The following is a 22,533-nucleotide window of genomic DNA, read 5'->3' on the forward strand; positions in this document are numbered from 1 at the left end:
GCCGTGCCCGCTGTGAACACCCGACGGCTGGCGGCCGACGCGGGCCTGCTCGTCATAGCCACGGCATTCATCCTCCCCCTGGCGTGGGTCATCCTCTCGTCGGTGGACCCAAAGGCGAACCTGACGGTAAAAGTCCCGGACGGCGTGACCCTGGACAACTTCGACGCGGTCCTGACCCCGGACATCACGTTCACGCCGCTCCTGAACAGCCTGCTGCTGTGCGGCGGAGGCACTGCACTGACGGTGATATTCGCGGCGCTCGCGGCCTACCCCCTCTCCCGCTTCCGCTCCCGCCTGAACCGCCCTTTCCTCCTCACGATCCTCTTCGCGACGAGCCTCCCGATCACGGCGATCATGGTCCCGGTCTACGCACTCTTCGTCCAGGTAAATCTGATCGACACCATGCAAGGCACAATCTTCTTCTTCGCCGCCTCCCAACTCCCCTTCGCCATCTGGCTAATGAAGAACTTCATGGACGGCGTCCCGAAGGAACTGGAAGAAGCGGCCTGGACGGACGGCGCATCGTCCTTCCAATCCCTGATCCGGGTCGTACTACCACTGATGGGCCCGGGCGTGGCGGTGGTGACGGTCTTCTCATTCGTCATGATGTGGGGCAACTTCTTCGTCCCGTTCATGCTGCTCCTCACCCCGGAACAGATGCCGGCGGCGGTGAGCATCAACGAGTTCTTCGGGAATAGGGGGACGGTTATTTATGGGCAGTTGGCAGCGTTCTCGGTCATTTACTCGACGCCGGTGATTCTGTTGTATGTGGGAGTGGCCAGGCGGCTGGGAGGGGGGTTCGCCTTGGGTGGGGCGGTCAAGGGGTGAGGGCTTGGGCTGCCGCGGTCGCCTGGGCGGCTTCTGTGGGGGCATTGGCTCGCGCGTAGGCGTCGGCTGCCTGGAGGCAGAGGGTGCGAGCCTCGGCGGGGCGGCCGGCAACGTCGTGGACCCGCGCCAAGTTCTGCAAGACCTGGCCTGCGCGGTAGTGGTCCTCGAACTCCCGGTAGATCTCGAGGGCCATGCCGAACGCCCCGACCACATCCTCCTCTGCTTGGCCCGTTTCCTCCCGAGCGACGCCAAGGCCGTGCCACGCGGCAGCCTCGCCATGGCGGTCCCCTGCAGTCCGATAGATGTCGCGGGCCCGGGTGAGGCCCTCGACCGCCTCCTCCACCCGGCCCGCCTCCCCCAGGGCCAGGCCCAAGTTGCTCCACGCCATGGCCTCAAGAAGGCGGTCCTGGACAGTCCGGTAGATGTCGCGGGCGCGGGTGAAGGCATGAACCGCTTCCTCCACCCGGTCCGCCTTCCGGAGGGCGAGACCGAGGTTGTTCCAGACGCTGGCCTCGCCGTAGTGGTCCCCGGCAGCCTCGAACAGGTCGCGGGCGCGGGTGAGGGCCTCGACCGCCACCTGCGCCCGGCCCGCCCCCAGCAGCGCGGCTCCGAGATGGTTCCACGCACTCGCCTCTCCAAGGGCGTCCCCGGCATGATGGGCGGCTTCCTGCGCAGCGCTGCAGACCGTGATCCAGTCGTCGAAGTACCGCCGCCAGTCGAAATACACCCCCAAGCGTGCGGCCAGCCCTTCGGACGTGCTCGCGAACCGTTCCTCTCGCCCCCACATCACCGCAGCCACCAGTCCCGCTCGCTCTCTGTCAAACCACCTCAGCGCCTCCCCACGATCGGCGAACAACTCCGGTACCGGGGCACCCGGCAACCACCGCAATCGGGCATCCGCCTCCCTCGCCCACCGCCAGTAGAACCCCAATACTCGTTCTCGAGCCGCCTGTCCCTCTTCACGCCACCCCACGTCACCTGCCACCACACCCGCACCGAAGACCCGCACCAAGTCATGCAGCCGCCACCACCCGCGCCCACTCCCTCGCTCGACAAGGTGCGCACGGGCCAGCGCCCGCAGATCTCCCAGCGGCGGCGCCTCGCCCCCCACCAGCGCGGCGGCGACCTCGTCGCTCACCTCGGGCCCGGGCGCGAGGGCGAGCAGCCGCAGCAGCCGGGCCTGTTCGTCCGGCAGCCGCCGGTACGACAGGTCGAAGGCCGCGCGGACACTGCGCTCCCCGTCGTCGAGCCGGTCGAGCCGGTCACGCGATGCCGCAAGCTCATCGACAAGTTCCGCGACCGGCATGCCCGGGTCCTCCACCAGCAGCGCGACCGCGACCTGAAGGGCGAGCGGCAGGTGCCCGCAGAGATCAGCGAGCCGTCCGGCCGCGTCGGGATCGTCCGTGATTCGGCTGTCCTCGGGTTCGGCGGTCCGCAGGGCGAGGTCGAGCAGCCCCCGTGCGTGCTCCGGCGTGAGCTGGTCCAACGGTACGAGCCGGGCACCGAGTTGGGTGAGCCGGTCGCGGGAGGTGACGAGCACCCGATGCCGGTGGTCGCCCGGCAGGAGTGGCCGTACCTGCTCCGGCGACGAGGCGTTGTCAGCCAGTATCAGCACCGCCCCTCGCACTCTGCCCCGCTCGACGAGCACCGAACGATAGAGGCCCGCCCTGTCGTCGGCCCTGGCCGGGATCTGCTCCGGCGGAACCCCGAGCGCCCGCAGCAGCGACTGCAGCGCCTGATCGGCGCTGACGGGCTCCTCGTCGTACCCGTGCAGATCGACGAAGAGCGCCCCGCCCGGGAACCAGCCCTGCTCGCACGCCAGATGCGCGACCTCGACGGCAAGCGCGGTCTTCCCGATGCCGCCGAGCCCGGACACGGCGCTGACGAGAACCGCCGCCGAGCCGTCCAACGCTCGCAGCAATGCGGACGTTTCGTCATCCCGCCCGGTGAACCCGCCGGGCCTCGGCGGAAGCGAGGCCATCGCCTCCGGCGCGGCGGCACCACCGAACTGGATCACGATCTGGATTCCGATCGCCTCCCGCAGGAAGACACCACCCCGGAAGTCGGAGTGATCACCGCCGTACCAGCCTGACCCACTCCCCGGCGTGTGCCGTTCCATAGCCGCCGCGACGGCACCCGCGACCGCCGGATCCCCGGCGAGCAGGCTGGCCAACCCCTCACCCCACTCCCGTACGGCATCCCGCCGTACCGGATCCCGCACCGCATCCCGAGCCGCCTCTGTGACGTCCGCGACCGACGCTCCGGCCTCCAGCCCGACGGCCCGCGCCAGCGACTGGACCGCCCGGCGCCCATCATCCCCACACGCACCCTCGGTCAGGGCGGTCAGCAACGCCGTTTTCATACGCCCGTCCGCTTCCCGTTCCGTACCGTGGAAGTCAACGGTACGGCTTCGGAGCGAGGCGCGGCTGATCCTTCGACGCGGGCCAACAGCCCGGCTCCATCATCGACTTGGCAGTACCGTGGACAGGTGCCCAAACCTGACACCCGCCCCGTATCCGCCCTCGTCCTCACCGCGCTCCCGGTCGAGTACGACGCCGTACGCGCGCTCCTGACGGACCTGGAGCCCGACGAACGCGTCCACGACGACGGCGCCCGCGTCGAGGTGGGCCGGATCGAGGGCACGTCCTGGACCGTGGCGATCTCCGAACTGGGCGAGGGCGCGGTGCACGCCGCCGCGCGGGCCACGCAGCTCGTCGGCTGGCTCCGTCCCGAGGCGCTGCTCTTCGTCGGGGTCGCGGGCGGGCTGAAGGACGACATCGAGATCGGTGACGTGGTGGTCGGTACGAAGGTGTACGGCATCCACGGCGGCAAGGTGACCTCCCAGGGCTTCCAGGCCCGGCCCGAGGTCTGGCACGGATCGGGCCGGCTGGTACCGGCGGCGCGCTCGGCGCTCCGCGATCTGCCGGACGTGCGGGGCCATCTGAAGCCGATCGCGTGCGGCGACGTCGTCCTGGCCGACGACAGGTCCGCGCTCGCCAAGCAGATCCGCCACCACTACAACGACGCCTGCGCGATCGAGATGGAGGGCTCGGGCGCGGCCCACGCGGCCCATCTCAACGGCCAGTTGGACGCCCTGGTCGTCCGAGGCATCAGCGACCGCGCCAACCGCGACAAGCACAGGGCGGACGCCTCGGGTTCCCAGGAGCTGGCGTCCAGGAAGGCCGCGGCCGTGGCGATGGCCGTCCTCCGTAAACACCGACCACGCGGCGGCGGTTCCTCCGACTCCCAGGAGGGTCCCTTGCGCGGAGACAAAGGCGGCGGGGGCGGAGACAGGGGCACGTACGGCGGCGACCACATCGACTTCCGGGGCGGAACCTTCCACGGGCCCGTCACCGGGAAGTCGGACGGACGGTAGCTCCAAGCCCGAGCACCGGCCGCAAGGCCGGGAACTGGTCCACGGCCCGGTCCCGGTCGCGACCACCACCCTCCCGCCCCGCCCTCCGGGCTTCACCGGCCGCTCGGCGGAGCTGGACCGCCTCCTCCCCCGCCTCGCCCCCACCTCGAACGAGGGCACCCCGCTGCTCCTCATGTCGGCGGTCACAGGCATGGGCGGCATCGGCAAGACGGCGCTGGCGGTGGAGGCGGCGCACCGGGCACGGTCGGAGGGCTGGTTCCCCGGCGGCTTCCTCTTCGTGGACCTGCGCGGTTACGACGACAACCCGGCGACAGCGGACCAGGCGGTCCTCGCCCTGCTGGACGCGATGGGCGTACAGGGCGCGGACCTGCCGTCCACGACAGCCCGCCAGTACGACGCCTACCGCACGCTCCTCACCGAGCGGCGCGATCGCACGCTGCTGATCCTGGACAACGCCTCCGACCCGTCCCAGTACCGGCCCCTCATCCCGGGCACGGACCACCACCGGGTGCTGATCACGTCCCGCGACCGCCCGGACTCCCTCCCGGTCCGCGTCATCGACCTCGAAACGCTCGTCCCCGACGATTCCACCGCGCTCATCACCCACGCGCTGCACGAAGCCGACGAACGGGACGACCGCCCCGCCCGGGAAGCGGACGCCTTACGCGAACTCACGGCGCTCTGCGGCCACTTGCCCCTCGCTCTCCAGATCGCCGCCGCGATGCTACGACGCCGCCGTCACCGGGAGATCGCGTCGCTGGTGGAGGAGATCAAGGCAGCCGGGGACCCGACAGCCACGCTGGACAACGGCAGCCCCGGCACCGACCTGTACGGCCGCTCGCTGGTCCTGCGGCCGGTACTGGAGACCTCATACGGCCGCCTGCCGGACGAGCAGGCCCGGTTGCTGCGGTTGCTGTGCCTGGCTCCGGGGGCGGACACCAGCACGGAAGCAGTGGCGGCGCTGGCAGCCCTGGACGAGGAGACCGCCTTGTCCCTGCTGGAGAGCTTGGCTGCCGCGTACCTGGTGACGCCGGTCCGGGGCGATGCAGGCCTGCGGTGGCGGTTGCACGACTTGGTGCGGGTGTACGGGGTGGGTGTGGTGGCGGGGGATGAGGGGTTGCGGGAGGAGGGGGAGGAGGCTCGGGGGCGGGTGCTGGGGTTCTACTACTGGTGGGCGAATGCGGCGGATAACCGGTTGCGGTGGCTGCCAGGTGCTCCGGTACCGGAGCGGTTCGCCAACCGGGGGGAGGCGTTGGGGTGGTTCGACGAGCAGCGTGCCGGGCTGGTGGCGGCGGTGTCGTGGGGACGGGAGGAACAGTTCGCGGGTACGGCGGTGTGGCTGGCCGAATGCTTGCCGGTGTATCTCGAATGGCGGCGGTACTTCGGCGACTTGATCACGGTATGCGGGGCTGCGCAAGAAGCCGCACACTGGACCGGGGAGACCATCCGCGAGGCCATCGCGTGGAACAACCTCGGCGGCGCCCTGCAAGTGGTGGGCCAGCCGGAAAGGGCCATCGAGGCCCACATCCGCGCCCGCGACCTGTACCGATCATCCGGGCATCTCCAACGAGAGGCCATCGCGTGGAACAACCTCGGTAACGCCTTGGGGGACGCCGGCCGAACGGAGGAGGCGATCGAGGCCCACATCCGTGCCCGCGACCTTTTCCGGGCCGCCGGGAACCACCACGACGAGGCCATCGCGTGGAACAACCTCGGCGGCGCGCTCCAGCGGGCAGGCCGGATGGAGCAGGCGATCGAGGCCCTCACCCAGGCCCGCGTCCTGTATCAGGCCGTGGGAGACCGCCACGGTGAAGCCACGGCGTGGAACAACCTCGGTCTGGTCCTGATGAGAGCGGATCGGGTGGAGGGGGCTGTCGAGGCGTACGGCAGGGCGCTGGATGCTTATCAGGAGTCCGAGGACTGGTATGGAACAGGGCAGGCATCACAGCGCCTTGCCGCCGCCCACACCGCCACCAACCGCTATGCCGAAGCACGCGCCTATTTTCTCCAGGCATCCGACGCCTACACCCGCGCCGAGGCCCCCGCCGAAGCGCTTCAGGCGCGATCCTGGGCCGAAGAACTGTCCTGACTCACCCCTCACCCACTCTACCCAAACCCCAAAGCCCCCCACCCCGGCAACACCACCCACATCCGCGTCCCACCCCCCGGCTCCCGCGCCTCCCCGAACCCCCACTCCCCCTCGCACGCCCGCACCACGCACCCAACACCCGCAACACCGCCCGCCGCCGCGCATCGCAGGCCGCCACCAGCCGGGGATGCCCGTGCCGCCGATGCCCGTCGTAGAGGACGATCTCCAGGCCCCTGCTCTAGTCACCCTCCGGCAACACCCCGGGCCGGAACGGTTCCACCCCCACCACCCGCCGCACCCGCACCGGCTCGATCAGGATCATCAGGCGTCGCTCCCCGGGGAGGAGCCACGGATAGCGTTCCTCCCCGATGTACTTCCGGGTGAGGCGGTCCATCGCGCGCTCCGCCTCCTCGCCCTCGACGAAGTGGACGACTCGGCCCCGGATCTCGGCCCGGTCGTAAGGGTTCTCCGCATCTATGTGCGATAGAGAAACACCCGGGTTGCGCCGCAGGTTCTCCTCCTTCACCCGCCCCACCGACGTGTTCACCATGACGTACTCACTCCCGTCACGGCTCTCGATGTCCACCCACATGGGTGACACCTGAGGCGCCCCGTCCACCCCCACCGTCGCCAAGTGCCAGAAATTCGGGGCCAGTAGGCGCTCGCGTATGTGCTCGTTCAGCTTCGTCATGCGGTCACCCCTACCCAGCGGGCCACTCCGATCACTCGGAACACACCACCCCCACCCACCGTAGATTCCTACAATCCGTGATTGTGGCTGAACAGCTCGTAGTCACCACCGCCCCGCAGCCCTACGTTGTGCGCGTGCACCGAAGCTCAGCCCACGAACCCGAACGGCAGCTCCCGCGGCCGTACTTGGACGCTCGGACAACCGACACCCCGACCCCGCCCTTCAACGCCCCCGCCGCCCGGAAACTCCGTACCGCCCTCGGGATGGGACCGGAACACGTCGCCTACGGGATGCGATCCTCGTACGGGCTCCCGTACGTCACCCCGGACCTGGTCGCCGCCTGGGAACGCGGCACCGTCTCACCCACCGGCCCCGAACTCACCGCACTCGCGGGCGTGTTGTGGTGCTCGGTGGGTGAACTGATCAGTTCCCCCAGGACGTTGCGCGAGCACCGCATGGCGCAGGGGATCGCCGCCGAGGACGTCGCCCGCGCGGTCGGGCTGGAACTCTCCGCGTATCTCCGGACGGAGGAGAGCGGGGAGTGGCGCGGCACCGACCGGCAGTGCGCCGCCCTCGCCACCACGCTCGGCCTCTCCCTGCCCGACCTGATCACCGTCACCGGACGCGAACCGAAGCTCAGGGAACTCCTCCACGGCGCGGTGACCACCCGCTGGCAGGCCCATGTGCGCCCTGCCGCCAAGTTACTGTCCCTCGACCGCCGTCTCCTGGAGGACGTCCTCCGCGAGATGCACACCGACTACCAGGGCCTGATGGCCGCCACCCTCACCTGGGCCAACGGCACCGCCGCCACCGACTCGGGCGACGCCGGCCGCGACTACCTGAACCGGATCACCGACCACTTCTGGTCACTGGTCCAGCGCACGGCCACCTACTGACCCCGGCCCACCACACCCCAGACAGACAGAGACGGCCTAGAACACGGACTCCGCCTCGTCCATCCGATCCTTCGGCACCGTCTTCAGCTCGGTGACCGCCTCCGCCAGCGGCACCATCACCACGTCCGTCCCGCGGAGCGCGGTCATCCGGCCGTAGTCGGCGCGGTGCGCGGCCTCGACCGCGTGCCAGCCGAAGCGCGTGGCGAGCACCCGGTCGTACGCGGTCGGGGTGCCGCCGCGCTGGACGTGACCGAGAATGACCGGCTTGGCCTCCTTGCCGAGGCGGCGCTCCAGCTCGTACGCCAGTGCCGTGCCGATGCCCTGGAAGCGCTCGTGGCCGAACTGGTCGATCTCGCCGTGGCCGTAGTCCATGGAGCCCTCGGCCGGGTGCGCGCCCTCGGCGACACAGATGACCGCGAACTTCTTGCCGCGCGAGAAGCGCTCCTCGACCATCTTCACCAGGTGGGCGGGGTCGAAGGCCCGCTCCGGCAGACAGATGCCGTGCGCGCCCGCCGCCATGCCCGACTCCAGCGCGATCCAGCCCGCGTGCCGGCCCATGACCTCGACGACCATCACCCGCTGATGGGACTCGGCGGTCGTCTTGAGGCGGTCCATCGCCTCCGTGGCGACCCCGACGGCCGTGTCGAAGCCGAAGGTGCGGTCGGTCGACGAGATGTCGTTGTCGATGGTCTTGGGGACGCCGACCACCGGCAGGCCCGCGTCGCTGAGCATCCGCGCCGCCGTCAGCGTACCCTCGCCGCCGATCGGGATCAGTACGTCGATACCGAACTGGTGCGCCATGTCCTGCGCGTTCTCGCAGGCCTCGCGGAGGCGGTCGCGCTGGAGGCGGGAGGAGCCGAGGATGGTGCCGCCGCGGGCCAGGATGCCGCTGACGGACTCCAGGTCGAGGGTGCGGTAGCGGCCGTCGAGGAGGCCCGCGTAGCCGTCCTCGAAGCCGATGACCTCGTCGCCGTACTGGGCGACCGCTCGGTGCACGACCGACCGGATCACTGCGTTCAGGCCCGGACAGTCGCCGCCTGCGGTGAGAACTCCGATACGCATCGTGCTGTGTCTCCTGCTCGTCCTGATCGTCCTGCTCGTGCGGTGATTATTGGTGATTGCCGGTACTTATGCGTCAGTCCGATTGTTTCACGGCCGACTGGGGGGCGCCGCGCCCGTCCACACCGCCCGGCACCACACCGAGCTGATGGGCGCCTTATCCATGGTCAGGGGTATTGTCAAGAGGGTTTCCGTCCGCCGCGGCAGTGATTTTCACCCCGGCTGACCGGTCCCCCACCAACCGAATCACCCAACCGAATCACACGTCCTACACGTCCCACACGAAACGGAGAGCACACGTGACGCGCAGCGTGTACGTGACCGGGATCGACCGCGGCGACGGCCGCCAGGTCGTCGAGCTGGGGGTGATGGAGCTCCTGACCCGCCAGGTCGACCGGGTGGGGGTGTTCCGGCCCCTGCTGCACCACGGACCGGACCGGCTCTTCGATCTGCTGCGCGCCCGCTATCGCCTCACCCAGGACCCGGCGACCGTGTACGGCATGGACTACCACGAGGCGTCCACCCTCCAGGCCGAGCACGGCACGGACGAACTGGTGTCCACGCTCGTGGACCGGTTCCACGCCGTCGCCCGCGACTACGACGTCGTCCTCGTCCTGGGGACCGACTTCGCGGACACCCAGTTCCCGGACGAGCTGTCCCTCAACGCCCGGCTCGCCAACGAGTTCGGGGCGTCCGTCATCTCCGTCGTCGGCGGGCGCAAGCAGACCGCCGAGTCGGTCGCCGCCGAGACGCACAACGCGTTCCGCGCGTACGAGGGCCTCGGCTGCGATGTGCTCGCCATGGTCGTCAACCGGGTCGCGCCCGCCGACCGCGCCGAGATAGCCGAGCGGCTCGGGGACTCCCGGCTGCCGCTGCCCGTGCCCTGCTACGTCGTCCCCGACGAGCCCGCGCTCTCCGCGCCCACCGTCGCCCAGATCACCCACGCGCTCGGCGGCAAGGTCCTCCTCGGCGACGACTCGGGCCTCGCCCGCGACGCGCTGAACTTCGTCTTCGGCGGGGCCATGCTGCCCACCTTCCTCAACGCGCTGACCCCGGGCTGTCTGGTGGTCACCCCCGGCGACCGCGCGGACCTCGTCATCGGTTCCCTCGCCGCCCACAGCGCGGGCACCCCACCGATCGCAGGGCTGCTGCTGACCCTCAACGAGCGGCCCAGCGAGGAGATCCTCACCCTCGCCGCCCGGCTCGCGCCCGGTACGCCCGTCGTCACCGTCGAGTCCGGCTCGTTCCTCACCGCCTCCGAACTCTTCTCCATGGAGGGGAAGTTGAGCGCGGTGACGCCCCGCAAGGCGGAGACCGCGCTCGGCCTCTTCGAGCGGCACGTCGACACCGCCGAGTTGCGGAGCCGGGTCTCGGCGCCGAGCAGCGACCGGATCACGCCGATGATGTTCGAGCACACCCTCCTCGAACAGGCCCGCGCCGAGCGGCGCCGCGTGGTGCTCCCCGAGGGCACGGAGGAGCGGGTGCTGCACGCGGCCGAGGTGATCCTGCGCCGGAACGTCTGCGACCTCACCCTCCTCGGGCCCGTCGAGCAGATCCGCAAGAAGGCCGCCGACCTGGGCATCGACCTCGGCGACACCCTGCTGGTGGACCCGGCGACCTCCGAGTGGCGGGACTCCTTCGCGGAGAAGTACGCCGAGTTCCGCGCCCACAAGAACATCAGTGTCGAGCTGGCGTACGACGTCGTCTCCGATGTGAACTACTTCGGCACGATGATGGTGCAGGAGGGACTCGCGGACGGCATGGTCTCGGGGTCCGTGCACTCCACCGCCGCCACCATCCGGCCCGCCTTCGAGATCATCAAGACCAAGCCGGACGCCGACATCGTCTCGTCCGTCTTCTTCATGTGCCTCGCCGACAAGGTGCTGGTGTACGGGGACTGCGCGGTCAACCCGGACCCGAACGCCGAGCAGCTCGCCGACATCGCCGTCCAGTCCGCCGCCACGGCACAGCGGTTCGGGGTCGAGCCGCGGATCGCGATGCTGTCGTACTCGACGGGGACGTCCGGCTCGGGCGCCGACGTCGACAAGGTGCGGGAGGCGACGGAGATCGTGCGCGCGCGGCGGCCCGACCTGCTGATCGAGGGGCCGATCCAGTACGACGCCGCCGTGGAGCCGAGCGTCGCGGCGACCAAGCTGCCGGACTCCGACGTCGCGGGCCAGGCCACGGTGCTGATCTTCCCGGACCTCAACACCGGCAACAACACCTACAAGGCCGTGCAGCGTTCGGCCGGCGCCCTCGCGGTCGGGCCGGTGCTCCAGGGCCTGCGCAAGCCGGTCAACGACCTGTCCCGGGGCGCCCTCGTCCAGGACATCGTCACCACGGTCGCCATCACGGCGATCCAGGCCCAGAGCCCCGACCGGGCACCGGCCGACACAGCCGACCGGGCCCCGGCCCCGACCCCCGTCCCGTGAAGCCCGCGACCCCCGTCAGGAAGCCCACCGTGACCGCCACCCGTGTCCTCGTCCTCAACTCCGGCTCCTCCTCGGTGAAGTACCAGCTGCTCGACATGCGCGACAGCAGCCGCCTCGCCATGGGGCTGGTGGAGCGCATCGGTGAGGAGACCTCCCGGCTGAAGCACACCCCGCTCGCCACCGGGGGTGTCTCCCGCGAGCGCACCGGGCCGATCGCCGACCACGAGGCCGCCCTGAAGGCCGTCGCCGAGGAGCTGGCCCAGGACGGTCTCGGCCTCGACTCCCCCGAACTGGCCGCCATCGGGCACCGCGTGGTGCACGGCGGGCAGAGCTTCACCCGGCCGACCGTGATCGACGGCGCCGTGCTCGCCGAGATCGAGCGGCTGATCCCGGTGGCGCCGCTGCACAACCCGGCCAACCTCACGGGCATCCGTACGGCACAGGCGCTGCGCCCGGACCTCCCGCAGGTCGCCGTGTTCGACACGGCGTTCCACACCACCATGCCGGAGTCCGCCGCCCGTTACGCGATCGACGTGGAGACCGCCGACGCGCACCGCATCCGGCGCTACGGCTTCCACGGCACCTCGCACGCCTACGTCTCCCGGGCGACCGCCGAACTGCTGGGCAGGGACCCGTCGGAGGTGAACGTCATCGTGCTGCACCTCGGCAACGGGGCGTCGGCCTCGGCGGTCGAGGGCGGCCGGTGCGTGGACACCTCCATGGGGCTGACGCCTTTGGAGGGGCTCGTGATGGGTACGCGGTCCGGAGACATGGACCCGGCCGTCATCTTTCATTTGATGCGCGTTGGCGGAATGTCCACGGACGAGATCGACACTCTCCTCAACAAGAAGAGCGGTCTGATCGGGCTGTGCGGCGACAACGACATGCGGGAAATACGCCGGCGTATCGACGAGGGCGACGAGCGGGCGAAGCTGGCCTTCGACATCTACATTCACCGGTTGAGGAAGTACATCGGCGCCTACTACGCGGTGCTCGGCCGGGTGGACGCGATCGCGTTCACGGCGGGTGTCGGCGAGAACGCGGCGCCGGTGCGCCAGGCCGCCGTCGCGGGCCTGGAGACGCTGGGCCTGGCCGTGGACGGCGACCTCAACGCCGTACGGAGCGACGCGCCGCGGCTGATCTCGCCGGCCGGTGCGCGGGTCGCCGTCGCGGTCGTCCCGACGGACGAGGAACTGGAGATCGCGGCACAGACGTACGCCTCGGTCGACAAATGAGCAGACAGAGCAGAGCACGGCCGGGAATACACGCCGGTAACACGACTGAGCGCAGAGCCGCCCATATGAATTGCAGCATTCCGCCAGACGGAATATTCCGGAGCGAAACAAACCGATAGGATCGTCCCATGCGCCGTTCGAAAATCGTCTGTACTCTCGGCCCCGCGGTCGACTCCCACGAGCAACTGGTCGCCCTCATCGAGGCCGGCATGAATGTGGCCCGTTTCAATTTCAGCCACGGCAGCCACGCCGAGCACCAGGGCCGTTACGACCGGGTCCGGGCCGCCTCCGCCGAGACCGGTGTGGCCATCGGTGTCCTCGCCGACCTGCAGGGCCCGAAGATCCGTCTGGAGACCTTCGCCGAGGGTCCGGTGGAGCTGGTGCGCGGTGACGAGTTCACCATCACCGCCGAGGACGTGCCGGGCGACAAGCAGATCTGCGGTACGACGTACAAGGGACTGCCCGGTGACGTCACGGCCGGTGACCAGATCCTCATCAACGACGGCAACGTCGAGCTGAAGGTCATCGAGGTCGACGGTCCCCGGGTGCGGACCGAGGTCATCGAGGGCGGTGTCATCTCCGACCACAAGGGCATCAACCTGCCCGGCGCGGCCGTCAACGTCCCCGCGCTGTCCGAGAAGGACGTCGAGGACCTGCGGTTCGCCCTGCGGATGGGCTGCGACCTGGTGGCGCTCTCCTTCGTGCGGGACGCCGAGGACGTGCGGGACGTCCACAAGGTGATGGACGAGGTGGGCCGCCGGGTCCCCGTCATCGCCAAGGTGGAGAAGCCGCAGGCCGTGGAGAACATGGAGGACGTCGTGATGGCGTTCGACGGTGTGATGGTCGCCCGTGGCGACCTGGCCGTCGAGTACCCGCTCGAGAAGGTCCCCATGGTGCAGAAGCGGCTCATCGAGCTGTGCCGCCGCAACGCCAAGCCGGTGATCGTGGCGACCCAGATGATGGAGTCGATGATCACCAACTCCCGCCCCACGCGCGCCGAGGCCTCCGACGTGGCCAACGCGATCCTGGACGGCGCGGACGCGGTCATGCTGTCGGCGGAGTCCAGCGTGGGCGCGTACCCGATCGAGACCGTGAAGACGATGTCGAAGATCGTCTCTGCGGCCGAGCAGGAGCTGCTCTCCAAGGGTCTGCAGCCGCTGGTGCCGGGCAAGAAGCCGCGCACGCAGGGCGGTTCGATCGCCCGTGCCGCCTGCGAGATCGCCGACTTCCTCGGCGGCCGGGCCCTGGTGGCCTTCACGCAGTCCGGTGACACCGCCCGCCGGCTGTCCCGCTACCGCGCCTCGCAGCCGATCGTCGCGTTCACCACGGACGAGTCCACCCGCAACCAGCTGGCGCTCAGCTGGGGTGTCGAGTCGCATGTCGTCCCGTTCGTGAACAGCACCGACGAGATGGTCGACCTGGTGGACCAGGAGATGGTCAAGCTCAAGCGCTTCCAGGAGGGCGACATCGCGGTCATCACCGCCGGCTCGCCCCCCGGTGTCCCGGGCACCACCAACATGGTCCGGGTGCACCACCTGGGCGGCGGCGCCCGCGACTGACGCCCGGAGTTCGTCCCTACGACAGTGAGGGCACCCCCTGTGGACAGGGGGTGCCCTCACTGTGTGGTGCGGCTCCCGGACGGGTTCTGGGGTGACCGGCCGATCAGTCGGTCGTGTACTGGTGCAGCCCGGGCACGGTGAGCGTCCCGCCGAACTGGCCCGCCTGGACGACCTTCACCTTGGTGAAGTAGATCAGCGGGATGTTCAGCGGCGGCGGGTGCTTCGGGTCGAAGGTCACCGGGATCAGACCGAGCAGGTTGCCGGAGATGCTCTCGGTGTACATGACCGTCTGACCGTCACGGATGGTGGACGTCGTGCCCGCGCCGGCCTGCACGTGGTAGGTGACGCCGGCCTGCTTGTCGTCGACCGTCTGGTGGAGGTCGCCGATGTCGGTGCCGTCGGAGATGACGTACTTCAGCACCTCCTTGACCGTGCCGTCGGCGGTCTTCACCTTGACGACGCCCTTGTAGTCGGCGCCCTTCAGCAGCAGCGAACTGGCGTTCAGGTACCAGGGGTCGTCGGGCAGCGCGGGGATGCCCTTCTCGACGCCGCTCTCGTCGTCCGTGGCGACCGGGCAGCCCTCGGTGTCCGCGCTCTCGCTCGGCGACGGGCTGGGCGTCGCGGTCGCGTCGTCCGCGGTGTCGTCGGCGGCGTCCTCGGCGGCTTCCTCGGTGTCCTTGGCGTCGTCGGCGGTGCCGGTGACGTCCTTGGCGGCGTCCTCGACCTTGTCGGTGGTGTCCGGCGTGTCCTTGCCGGAGTCCGTGCCCGAGTCGGTGCCCTCGTCCGAGCCGGAGGTGTCCTCCGTGGCCGAGTCCGAGGGCGACGGGGACGGGCTGGTGGTCGACTCGGACGGCGTGGTGCTCTCCGTCTCCTCGTCGTCCGGCGTGAAGATGTCCTCCAGCGCGCTGCCGATGTCCTCCAGGACGTTGCCGCTCGACTCCTCCGTGGCGGTGTCCGTGGCCGTCTTGTCGGCGGTGTCGGTGGACGTGGAGTCGTCCGCCTCGTCCGTCGCCTCCTTGTCGTCGGAACCTGAATCCGACGAGGAGGAGCCGCTCGAATCCGAGTCCGAGCCCGAGGACGTGCCGTCGGAGGCGGAGTCACCCGAGGAGTTGCCCGAGTCGCCGGAGTCGTTCGAGTCGCCCGTGGAGTCGTCCCCGGTGGACGTGTCCTCGTCCTTGGCGCCGTCGTCCGTGGAGTCGGCGCTCTCGGAGGCGGTGGCGGACGGCGTCGGGGTCGGCGAGGCGGAGCTGTCCGTGCCCTCCTCGGCGGCCTCCAGGGCCTCCACGCAGTCCTTGTACTCGTCGGCCGTCAGGCTCAGCTTCGCCGGGTCCTCGGCGCGGGCGAGCGTCACCGTGGGCGTGAAGCCCATGCCCATGAGGACCGCCGTCGGCATCGCCGCCAGGGCTATCGCCTTGCCCGCCGGCATGTTCAGCCGGGTGAGAAGGGGCTTCTTGGGCGCCGCGTGCCGCGGTCCGGATCTCGCACGGGACTCTCCCACCGAAGTCCCGTGGGTCACCTCGTCAGCCGGCACTGTGCCTCCCGTTCGTCCCGTTCGTGGGGGTGGTACCTGTCAGGTCGTCGACCTCGCCGTGCGCCGCCCCGTTGACCGAACCCGCTGTCGCGGGCTCCGGGGCGTCGCCCTTGTGCAGGAGGACCGTGCCTTGCTGTGCCGTGTTCTCAGAAGTCGTGGCCTGGGGGGCCGTGTCCTGCGTCGCCTGCGCCTGCTGCGTCTGCTGCGCCTGCGAAGGGGTCCGGTAGGTGGACGGCACCGCCGCCTCGTCGTGAGCGGGCGCCCAGGCGATGGCCAGCGCACCGCCGATCAGCGCGAGCAGGAAACCGAAGCCGAAGCCGCCGAGGTTGGAGACGGGGATGGACACGAGCGCCAGGAGGATCGCCGCCGTACCGGCGAAGGTCCGTACATGCCGCTGGAACCACAGGCTCACACCGAGCACCACCAGCAGCACGCCGATGATGAGGGAGCCCGAGCCGCCCGTCGTCGCCATGGCGAGGGTGAGGTGGCCGATCTGCAGGTTCGCGTACGGGAAGTACATGATCGGGAAGCCGCTGAGCAGTACCAACAGGCCCGCCCAGAAGGGGCGGCTGCCCCTCCAGTCGCGGAAGCGCCGCCGGAGGACGCGGAGATAGTCTTCGTTCTGCCCCGTTGACTCGGCGCTCATGGACAACAGCTCCCTGGAACGGTGTTGCTGTGACAAGTTCACGTACACCACGTCCACGACCCGTCTTCGCTGACGAACACGTACGGGGCGCGTGTACGGAATTCACGTACGGAGTGCCGTTGCGCGGTCAGGCGCACGGCGGTGGGGACGGGCGGGTGAGGAGGCAGGCCCCCTCACCCGCCCAGGGAGTGCCTAGTAGCACTCCACGGTGCCCTTGTGGAGCGACATCTTCAGATTGCTCAGCTTGAAGGTTCCGGCAGTGGTGGCCCACGCCGTCTGCTTCACGTTGGTCAGCGTGGCCGAATCGGCCTGCTGGGCGAACCCGTAGGGGTTGGCCTGCTCCGAGCCGCCCTTCATGCCCGGACCCTTGGTGGCGTCCTTGGCCGCCACACCGATGTCGATGCCGCGGAAGACGGCATCCGCCGAGAGGTCCTCGACGTCGATGTAGAGGTTCTCGGCCTCAACCTTCTTGCCACCGGTACCGGCGGTCAGCTTGAGGCTGACGCTACCGAGGAACGGGACGCCCGGGGTGACGACCGACTGGCACATGTTGGTGATCGACGCGGACTTGAACGCCGAGACGGCGACGGGGTGAACCGTCTTCTCGCCCTTGAGGGTGTACCCCTCGTCGAGCGCGCCGTACTGCGAGAAGCCCGTGCCGTCGAGCTGGTCAGCCGTCACCTTGAACGACTGGCCCGACACACTGAACGACGCTGCGAGAGCACCCTGCGCGAGGGCGACACCTATCGCTGCCGTGGCGGCGACGCTGGGCACCATGACCACAGCGAACCGCTTCCATCTGGTCCCGCCACGCACCTGGGACTCCATATTTCCTCCTTCTCGGACGTACATCTCCTGTCACCGGCTCGCCCCTCAACGGCGGCTCGGCCGGGCAGGGATGGGAGAAGTGCTACGTCCTCGGGAAGGAGAGCGCCCGTACCCTTCGGGCGCGAACAGCGCCCGATTCACCGGCGATCACCCCCGAGCGACAACCACTGGTCGCGCCTGACACGCATCACGCACAACCTGCTGGACAGGCTCCGCCGTCGAGCGGAGACCCCCCTGCCCAAGAGCGGGCGCCACTGTCGCCCGCTCTACTCGGTGGGGACCCAGAAAACCCGTTGACCCGACTGGTTGGCGGGGTACGGGACAGGACCGAGCGTCGCCGATCGTGGTGCATTCTCGCCGCCCCCGCAAGGGGGGTCGTTACTGGCTAGTAACGGACGGATAACCGAACAACGACCCATCGGCATCGGCCAGCGACCCTGGGTGTTTTCGAGTGAGGCGACACAACGGACGACAGCCGGACAGAGTCCGACAGATCGACGGGTTTCTCTTACTGCGAGTAACTTCCAGTAACAGCGGCCGCGTTTACCAAGATTTGGTAAAACGCGGCCGCGGTGTCGCTGTGTCGCCAAATCTCTCACTCGCGCACCACACGCCCCAGCACCCGGCGCAGGCGCTCAGAACGACGTCAGAACGGCGTCAGAACAACGTCAGAACAACGCCCGCGCCAACTGGCGGCGAGCCGCGGCCACCCGCGGATCGTCACCGCCGACCACGTCGAACAGCTCCAGCAGCCGCAGCCGTACGGCGTCCCGGTCGTCGCCCGCGGTGCGCCGCACCGTGTCGATGAGCCGGCCGAACGCGTCCTCCACATGCCCGCCGACGAGGTCGAGGTCGGCCGCCGCGATCTGCGCCCCCGCGTCCCCGGGGTTCTCGGCCGCCGCCTTGCGCACGTCCTGCGGGTCGGCGCCCTGCACCCGCTGCAGCAACTCGGCCTGCGCGAGCCCGAGTTTGGCCTCGCTGTTGCCCGGGTCGTCGCTCAGCACGTTCTTGTACGCCTGCACCGCGCCGCCGAAGTCGCCCGCGTCCAAGGCGTGTACGGCTGCTTCGAGCAGGTGGTCGTAGGGGCCGGCCGGGATCTGCGGGGCCGCCTCGACGGGGGCGGCGGACTCGGCGTCCGGGTCCACGACGAGGCCGGTGAGCCCGAAGCGCTCCTCGGCGACCTGCACGAGCTGGTCGAGGGTCGCGCGGATCTGCTGCTCGGGGGCGGCCCCCTGGAAGAGGGGCAGCGCCTGCCCGGCGACAACGGCGAAGACGGCCGGAATCCCCTGGATCCCGAACTGCTGCATCAACATCTGGTTGGCGTCGACATCGATCTTGGCGAGGACGAACTTGCCGCTGTACTCGACGGCGAGCCGCTCCAGCACCGGGCTGAGCTGCTTGCAGGGCTGGCACCACTCGGCCCAGAAGTCGATGACGACGGGCACTTCGGTGGAGCGCTGCAGAACCTCGCTCTCGAACCCGGCCTCATCGACGTCGATGACCAGGTCGGCCGGGGAGACCGCCCCTCCGCCGCCCTGCCGGGCCGATTCGGCGCGCGCCTGCTCCGCCTTCGCCTTGGCCTCCTGGGCCGCCTTCACCGCGGCGAGGTCGACGACTCCGCTCATGGACATGTTCCGTGGCTGCATGAGTACATCCTCCCCCTTCCGAGCACGCACGTGAAAAGCGTCCCGAGAGCCAGACCCCGGCCGGCACCGACCCGACCCCCGACTTTCGCTACGACTCGTAGCGTAACGGCCCCAGGCGGCTCTCTGCACCCCTCCTTACCCACTCCCCGGTGATCTGCCTCACGATGTCCCCCGGGACTTCGGGAACGGCCGGATATGGTCGGCGGATGCAGAGCCGCATCCCCGCCTCCCGCGCCACGGGCGGACGCCCGCGCAACGCCGCCGCGGACGCCGCGATCCTGGCGGCGACCCGGGAGGCGCTGGTCGACCTCGGCTGGTCGAAGCTGACCCTGGGCGACGTGGCCACCCGGGCCGGCGTCGCGAAAACGACCCTCTACCGCCGCTGGGCGGGCAAGAACGAACTCGTCGTGGACGCGGTCGCGGAACTCTTCGACGAACTCCGGCTGCCCGACCGGGGCAGCCTGGCCGCCGACATCGAGGGCGTGGTGCTCCAGTTCGCGGCGATCCTGGCCCGTCCGGAGGCCAAGAGCGGCCTCATGGCGGTCATCGCCGAGTCGACCCGCGACGACGCCCTGCGCGAACGCATCCGCGCCTCCATCGTCGACCGCCAGAAACGCCTCGTCCTGGAAGGCCGGGCCCGCGCCCTCACCCGAGGCGAACTCCCCCCGGAACCCGACCCCACCACCGCCACCCACACCGTCGACCTCATCTTCGACGTGGTCGCAGGCGCGGTAGTCCACCGCACCCTGGTCAGCGCGGAACAAGCAGACGAAAACTGGGTCCGAGCCTTCACCACCCTCCTCCTGCACGGCCTGCTCCCTTAAGGGGCGCGGGGAACTGCGCGAACGGCGTCTGGGTCAGGGGCGCGGGGAACTGCGCGAACGGGGTCCGGGGCGGAGCCCCGATCTTTGACGGGGGTGGAAAGGGGCGCGCAGCCCCTGGGGATGGGACGGGTAGGGGCGGCGGGGGCGAGAAAGAATCAACGAGACAACCACCTCCCTCAGAACCCGGCCGGCTCCGTATACACCCCCCACTCCTCCCGCAACACCCCACAGATCTCCCCCAACGTAGCCTCGGCCCGCACCGCCTCAAGCATCACCTCGATCACATTCCCCCCACCCCGAGCGACCCTCACCAACCCCCCGAGCGCCCCCCGCACCCCACCCTCGTCCCGCAACACCCTCCGCTCCCCCAACACCCGAACCTGCTCCCGCTCCACCTCATGCCCCACCCGCAGAATCTCCAGATCCCCGGTCACCGACCCCTCGTGGACATTCACCCCCACCACCCGCTTCTCCCCCTTCTCCAACGCCTGCTGATACCGAAACGCCGACTCCGCGATCTCCCCGGTGAACCACCCGTCCTCGATCCCCCGCAGAATCCCGGACGTCATCGGCCCGATCGGATGCACCCCGTCCGGCCGCGCCCGCACCCCCCGCTCCTTGATCCGGTCGAAGATCCGCTCCGCGTCCGCCTCGATCCGGTCCGTCAGCTGCTCGACGTACCACGAACCCCCCAGCGGATCGGCGACGTTGGCGACCCCGGTCTCCTCCATCAGCACCTGCTGCGTTCGGAGCGCGATCTCCGCCGCCCGCTCGCTCGGCAGCGCCAGGGTCTCGTCGAGGGCGTTGGTGTGCAGGGAGTTGGTCCCGCCGAGCACGGCCGACAGCGCCTCCACCGCCGTACGCACCACGTTGTTGTACGGCTGCTGCGCGGTCAGCGAGACCCCGGCGGTCTGGGTGTGGAAGCGCAGCCACTGCGCTTTGTCGGTCCGGGCCCCGTACACGTCCCGCATCCACCGGGCCCAGATCCGCCTGGCCGCGCGGAACTTGGCGATCTCCTCGAAGAAGTCCAGGTGCGCGTCGAAGAAGAAGGACAGCCCCGGCGCGAACACATCGACGTCCAGCCCACGGCTGAGCCCCAGCTCCACATACCCGAACCCGTCCGCGAGCGTGTACGCCAGCTCCTGCGCGGCCGTGGCCCCGGCTTCACGGATGTGGTACCCGGAGACGGACAACGGCTTGTAGGCGGGAATCCGGGCCGCGCAGTACTCCATGAGATCCCCGATGAGCCGGAGATGCGGTTCGGGCGGGAAGAGCCACTCCTTCTGCGCGATGTACTCCTTGAAGATGTCGGTCTGGAGCGTGCCGTTGAGCACCCCCGGATCGACCCCCTGCCGCTCGGCGGCGACGAGATACATACAGAACACGGGCACGGCCGGCCCACTGATCGTCATCGACGTGGTGACATCGCCCAGCGGAATCCCGTGGAACAACGCCTCCATGTCGGCGGCGGAGTCGACGGCCACCCCGCAGTGCCCGACCTCACCGACCGACCGCGGATCGTCGGAGTCCCGCCCCATGAGCGTCGGCATGTCGAACGCCACGGACAGCCCGCCGCCCCCGTCGGCGAGGATCTTCTTGTACCGCTCGTTCGTCTGCCGCGCGTTCCCGAACCCCGCGAACTGCCGAATGGTCCACGTCCGCCCCCGGTACCCCGTGGAGTACAGCCCCCGCGTGAACGGATACTCCCCCGGCCACCCGATCCGCTCGAACCCCTCATACACGTCCCCGGCCCGGGGCCCGTACACAGCCTCCACCCGGTCCCCGGACAGCGTCGAGAAGTCCCCCTCCCGCTTCCCAGCAGCATCGAACCGCGCCTGCCAGCGTCGGCGTCCGTCTTCGACCGCGTCAGCGTCCATGACCCCAATTTACTAGGACGTCCTAGTAAACGGCGAAGGCAAACCGCCGTACGCGTCCGTACGGCGGGAGGTTCTATGCCTTGGCGGTCGCGAACGAGCTGTCCGCGATCTTCGCCTCCAGCTCGCGGCTGACCTTGCGCTCCACGAAGAAGGCCGCCGTCGGGATCGTGCCCGCCAGCAGCACCCACAGCTGCTTCTTGACCGGCCACTTCGCCTTGGAACCGAGATCGAAGGCGAAGACCAGGTACAGGACGTACAGCCAGCCGTGCGCGAGGCTGACGACGTACGTGAAGTCCGCGGCCCCGTCCAGTTCCAGCGCGTACTTGCCGATCATGCCCAGGGTCAGCAGGATCAGCAGGACACCGGTGACATAGGCCAGCACGCGGTAGCGGGTCAGGACGCTCTTTTTCATGGAGACGAGCGTAACCACCGGTTTCGAACGATCTTCGAGCGCCCCTCGGCGGCCGGCTCACCCCTCCTCGAAGTCCCCCGCCGCCACCCGCAGGGGCCGGAGCATGGCGAAGATTTCCGCGCATTCCTCGGCGTCGTAGGTGCCGAGGCCGAAGTCCATGGACATGAGGTCGCGGGTGGCGGCGTCGCAGACCTCGCGGCCCTTGTCGGTGATGGAGGCGAGGGTGCCGCGGCCGTCGTTGGGGTTGGGGCGTTTGTCGACGAGGCCGGACCTGACCAGGCGGTCGACCGTGTTCGTCACGGACGTGGGATGCACCATGAGCCGTTCACCGATCTTGGACATCGGCAGCTCGCCCTTCTGGGAGAAGGTGAGCAGCACGAGGGCCTCGTAGCGCGCGAACGTCAGCCCGTACGGCTTGACCACCGCGTCGACCTCCGCCAGCAGGATCTGCTGCGCACGCATGATCGACGTGATCGCGGCCATGGACGGGACGTTTCCCCAGCGCTGCTTCCAGTGCTCGTCGGCGCGCGAGATGGGGTCGAAGGAGAGGCTGAGCGGCTTCGGCACGGCAACGACCTTACCGGCCGGTCACATGCCGGTCAGC

Annotated in this window: 18 protein-coding genes; 8 read left to right on the forward strand and 10 right to left on the reverse strand. The window is 69.6% G+C overall.

What is annotated here, in order from left to right:
• Window positions 1–3: 3 nt before the first annotated feature.
• Window positions 4–828 (forward strand): carbohydrate ABC transporter permease, encoded by an 825-nt coding sequence (locus ACZ7MG_RS05940; RefSeq protein ID WP_471395320.1) that lies wholly within the window; start codon window positions 4–6, stop codon window positions 826–828.
• On the opposite strand, the gene ACZ7MG_RS05945 is transcribed toward ACZ7MG_RS05940, so the two are convergent.
• Window positions 818–3,190, reverse strand: a complete 2,373-nt coding sequence (locus tag ACZ7MG_RS05945; RefSeq protein ID WP_471395319.1) for an ATP-binding protein — start codon at window positions 3,188–3,190, stop codon at window positions 818–820. The genes ACZ7MG_RS05940 and ACZ7MG_RS05945 overlap by 11 nt on opposite strands.
• A gap of 126 nt (window positions 3,191–3,316) precedes the next feature.
• On the opposite strand from ACZ7MG_RS05945, the gene ACZ7MG_RS05950 reads away from it, so the two are divergent.
• A complete protein-coding gene (locus ACZ7MG_RS05950) occupies window positions 3,317–4,204 on the forward strand; it encodes a 5'-methylthioadenosine/S-adenosylhomocysteine nucleosidase (protein WP_471395318.1) in 888 nt (295 codons plus the stop codon).
• A gap of 172 nt (window positions 4,205–4,376) precedes the next feature.
• Window positions 4,377–6,293 (forward strand): tetratricopeptide repeat protein, encoded by a 1,917-nt coding sequence (locus ACZ7MG_RS05955; RefSeq protein ID WP_471395317.1) that lies wholly within the window; start codon window positions 4,377–4,379, stop codon window positions 6,291–6,293.
• Window positions 6,294–6,531: 238 nt separating this feature from the next.
• Here the strand turns inward: ACZ7MG_RS05955 and ACZ7MG_RS05960 are convergent, their stop codons facing one another.
• Window positions 6,532–6,984 (reverse strand): PPOX class F420-dependent oxidoreductase, encoded by a 453-nt coding sequence (locus tag ACZ7MG_RS05960; protein WP_471395316.1) that lies wholly within the window; start codon window positions 6,982–6,984, stop codon window positions 6,532–6,534.
• A gap of 83 nt (window positions 6,985–7,067) precedes the next feature.
• Between ACZ7MG_RS05960 and ACZ7MG_RS05965 the strand changes: the two genes are divergently transcribed.
• Entirely contained in the window at window positions 7,068–7,880 is an 813-nt protein-coding gene (locus tag ACZ7MG_RS05965) for a helix-turn-helix domain-containing protein (protein WP_471395315.1), read from the forward strand.
• Window positions 7,881–7,916: 36 nt separating this feature from the next.
• Here ACZ7MG_RS05965 and ACZ7MG_RS05970 read toward each other — a convergent pair whose 3' ends face one another.
• Window positions 7,917–8,942, reverse strand: coding sequence for an ATP-dependent 6-phosphofructokinase (locus ACZ7MG_RS05970; protein WP_471395314.1), 1,026 nt, complete (start codon window positions 8,940–8,942; stop codon window positions 7,917–7,919).
• Window positions 8,943–9,238: 296 nt separating this feature from the next.
• On the opposite strand from ACZ7MG_RS05970, the gene pta reads away from it, so the two are divergent.
• The 3 genes from pta (at window position 9,239) to pyk (ending at window position 14,165) form a co-directional block, all read left to right on the forward strand.
• Window positions 9,239–11,371 carry a phosphate acetyltransferase gene (gene pta, locus ACZ7MG_RS05975; protein WP_471395313.1) on the forward strand — a complete coding sequence of 711 codons (2,133 nt, stop codon included), beginning with the start codon at window positions 9,239–9,241 and terminating at the stop codon, window positions 11,369–11,371.
• A gap of 29 nt (window positions 11,372–11,400) precedes the next feature.
• Window positions 11,401–12,606 (forward strand): acetate kinase, encoded by a 1,206-nt coding sequence (locus tag ACZ7MG_RS05980; protein ID WP_471395312.1) that lies wholly within the window; start codon window positions 11,401–11,403, stop codon window positions 12,604–12,606.
• Between the two features lie 128 nt (window positions 12,607–12,734).
• Window positions 12,735–14,165: a pyruvate kinase gene (gene pyk, locus ACZ7MG_RS05985; RefSeq protein ID WP_471395311.1), complete on the forward strand. Its 1,431-nt coding sequence runs from the start codon at window positions 12,735–12,737 to the stop codon at window positions 14,163–14,165.
• Window positions 14,166–14,268: 103 nt separating this feature from the next.
• Here the strand turns inward: pyk and ACZ7MG_RS05990 are convergent, their stop codons facing one another.
• From ACZ7MG_RS05990 to ACZ7MG_RS06005, 4 genes are all read right to left on the reverse strand, one after another.
• The gene (locus ACZ7MG_RS05990; protein WP_471395310.1) at window positions 14,269–15,696 is read right to left on the reverse strand and encodes a hypothetical protein; all 1,428 of its coding nucleotides are present in this window, start codon (window positions 15,694–15,696) and stop codon (window positions 14,269–14,271) included.
• Complete coding sequence (locus ACZ7MG_RS05995; protein ID WP_471395309.1) at window positions 15,686–16,342, reverse strand: DUF6114 domain-containing protein; 657 nt, start codon at window positions 16,340–16,342, stop codon at window positions 15,686–15,688. The genes ACZ7MG_RS05990 and ACZ7MG_RS05995 overlap by 11 nt, the downstream gene beginning before the upstream one ends.
• A gap of 192 nt (window positions 16,343–16,534) precedes the next feature.
• On the reverse strand, window positions 16,535–17,170 hold the full coding sequence (locus ACZ7MG_RS06000) for a DUF6230 family protein (protein ID WP_471395308.1): 636 nt from the start codon (window positions 17,168–17,170) through the stop codon (window positions 16,535–16,537).
• A 668-nt stretch (window positions 17,171–17,838) separates the two neighbouring features.
• Window positions 17,839–18,816 carry a tetratricopeptide repeat protein gene (locus tag ACZ7MG_RS06005; RefSeq protein ID WP_471395307.1) on the reverse strand — a complete coding sequence of 326 codons (978 nt, stop codon included), beginning with the start codon at window positions 18,814–18,816 and terminating at the stop codon, window positions 17,839–17,841.
• Window positions 18,817–19,022: 206 nt separating this feature from the next.
• Here ACZ7MG_RS06005 and ACZ7MG_RS06010 point away from each other — a divergent pair, with 206 nt between their 5' ends.
• Window positions 19,023–19,640 carry a TetR/AcrR family transcriptional regulator gene (locus tag ACZ7MG_RS06010; RefSeq protein WP_471395306.1) on the forward strand — a complete coding sequence of 206 codons (618 nt, stop codon included), beginning with the start codon at window positions 19,023–19,025 and terminating at the stop codon, window positions 19,638–19,640.
• A gap of 176 nt (window positions 19,641–19,816) precedes the next feature.
• On the opposite strand, the gene ACZ7MG_RS06015 is transcribed toward ACZ7MG_RS06010, so the two are convergent.
• The 3 genes from ACZ7MG_RS06015 to ACZ7MG_RS06025 all read right to left on the reverse strand — a co-directional run bounded on the left by ACZ7MG_RS06015 (window position 19,817) and on the right by ACZ7MG_RS06025 (window position 22,496).
• Window positions 19,817–21,517, reverse strand: a complete 1,701-nt coding sequence (locus ACZ7MG_RS06015; RefSeq protein WP_471395305.1) for an acyl-CoA mutase large subunit family protein — start codon at window positions 21,515–21,517, stop codon at window positions 19,817–19,819.
• A 73-nt stretch (window positions 21,518–21,590) separates the two neighbouring features.
• Window positions 21,591–21,929, reverse strand: coding sequence for a DUF3817 domain-containing protein (locus ACZ7MG_RS06020; protein WP_471395304.1), 339 nt, complete (start codon window positions 21,927–21,929; stop codon window positions 21,591–21,593).
• Window positions 21,930–21,986: 57 nt separating this feature from the next.
• The gene (locus ACZ7MG_RS06025; protein WP_086754546.1) at window positions 21,987–22,496 is read right to left on the reverse strand and encodes a MarR family winged helix-turn-helix transcriptional regulator; all 510 of its coding nucleotides are present in this window, start codon (window positions 22,494–22,496) and stop codon (window positions 21,987–21,989) included.
• Window positions 22,497–22,533: the final 37 nt, after the last annotated feature.

The sequence above is a fragment of the Streptomyces sp. NPDC107538 genome (genome assembly GCF_055657445.1).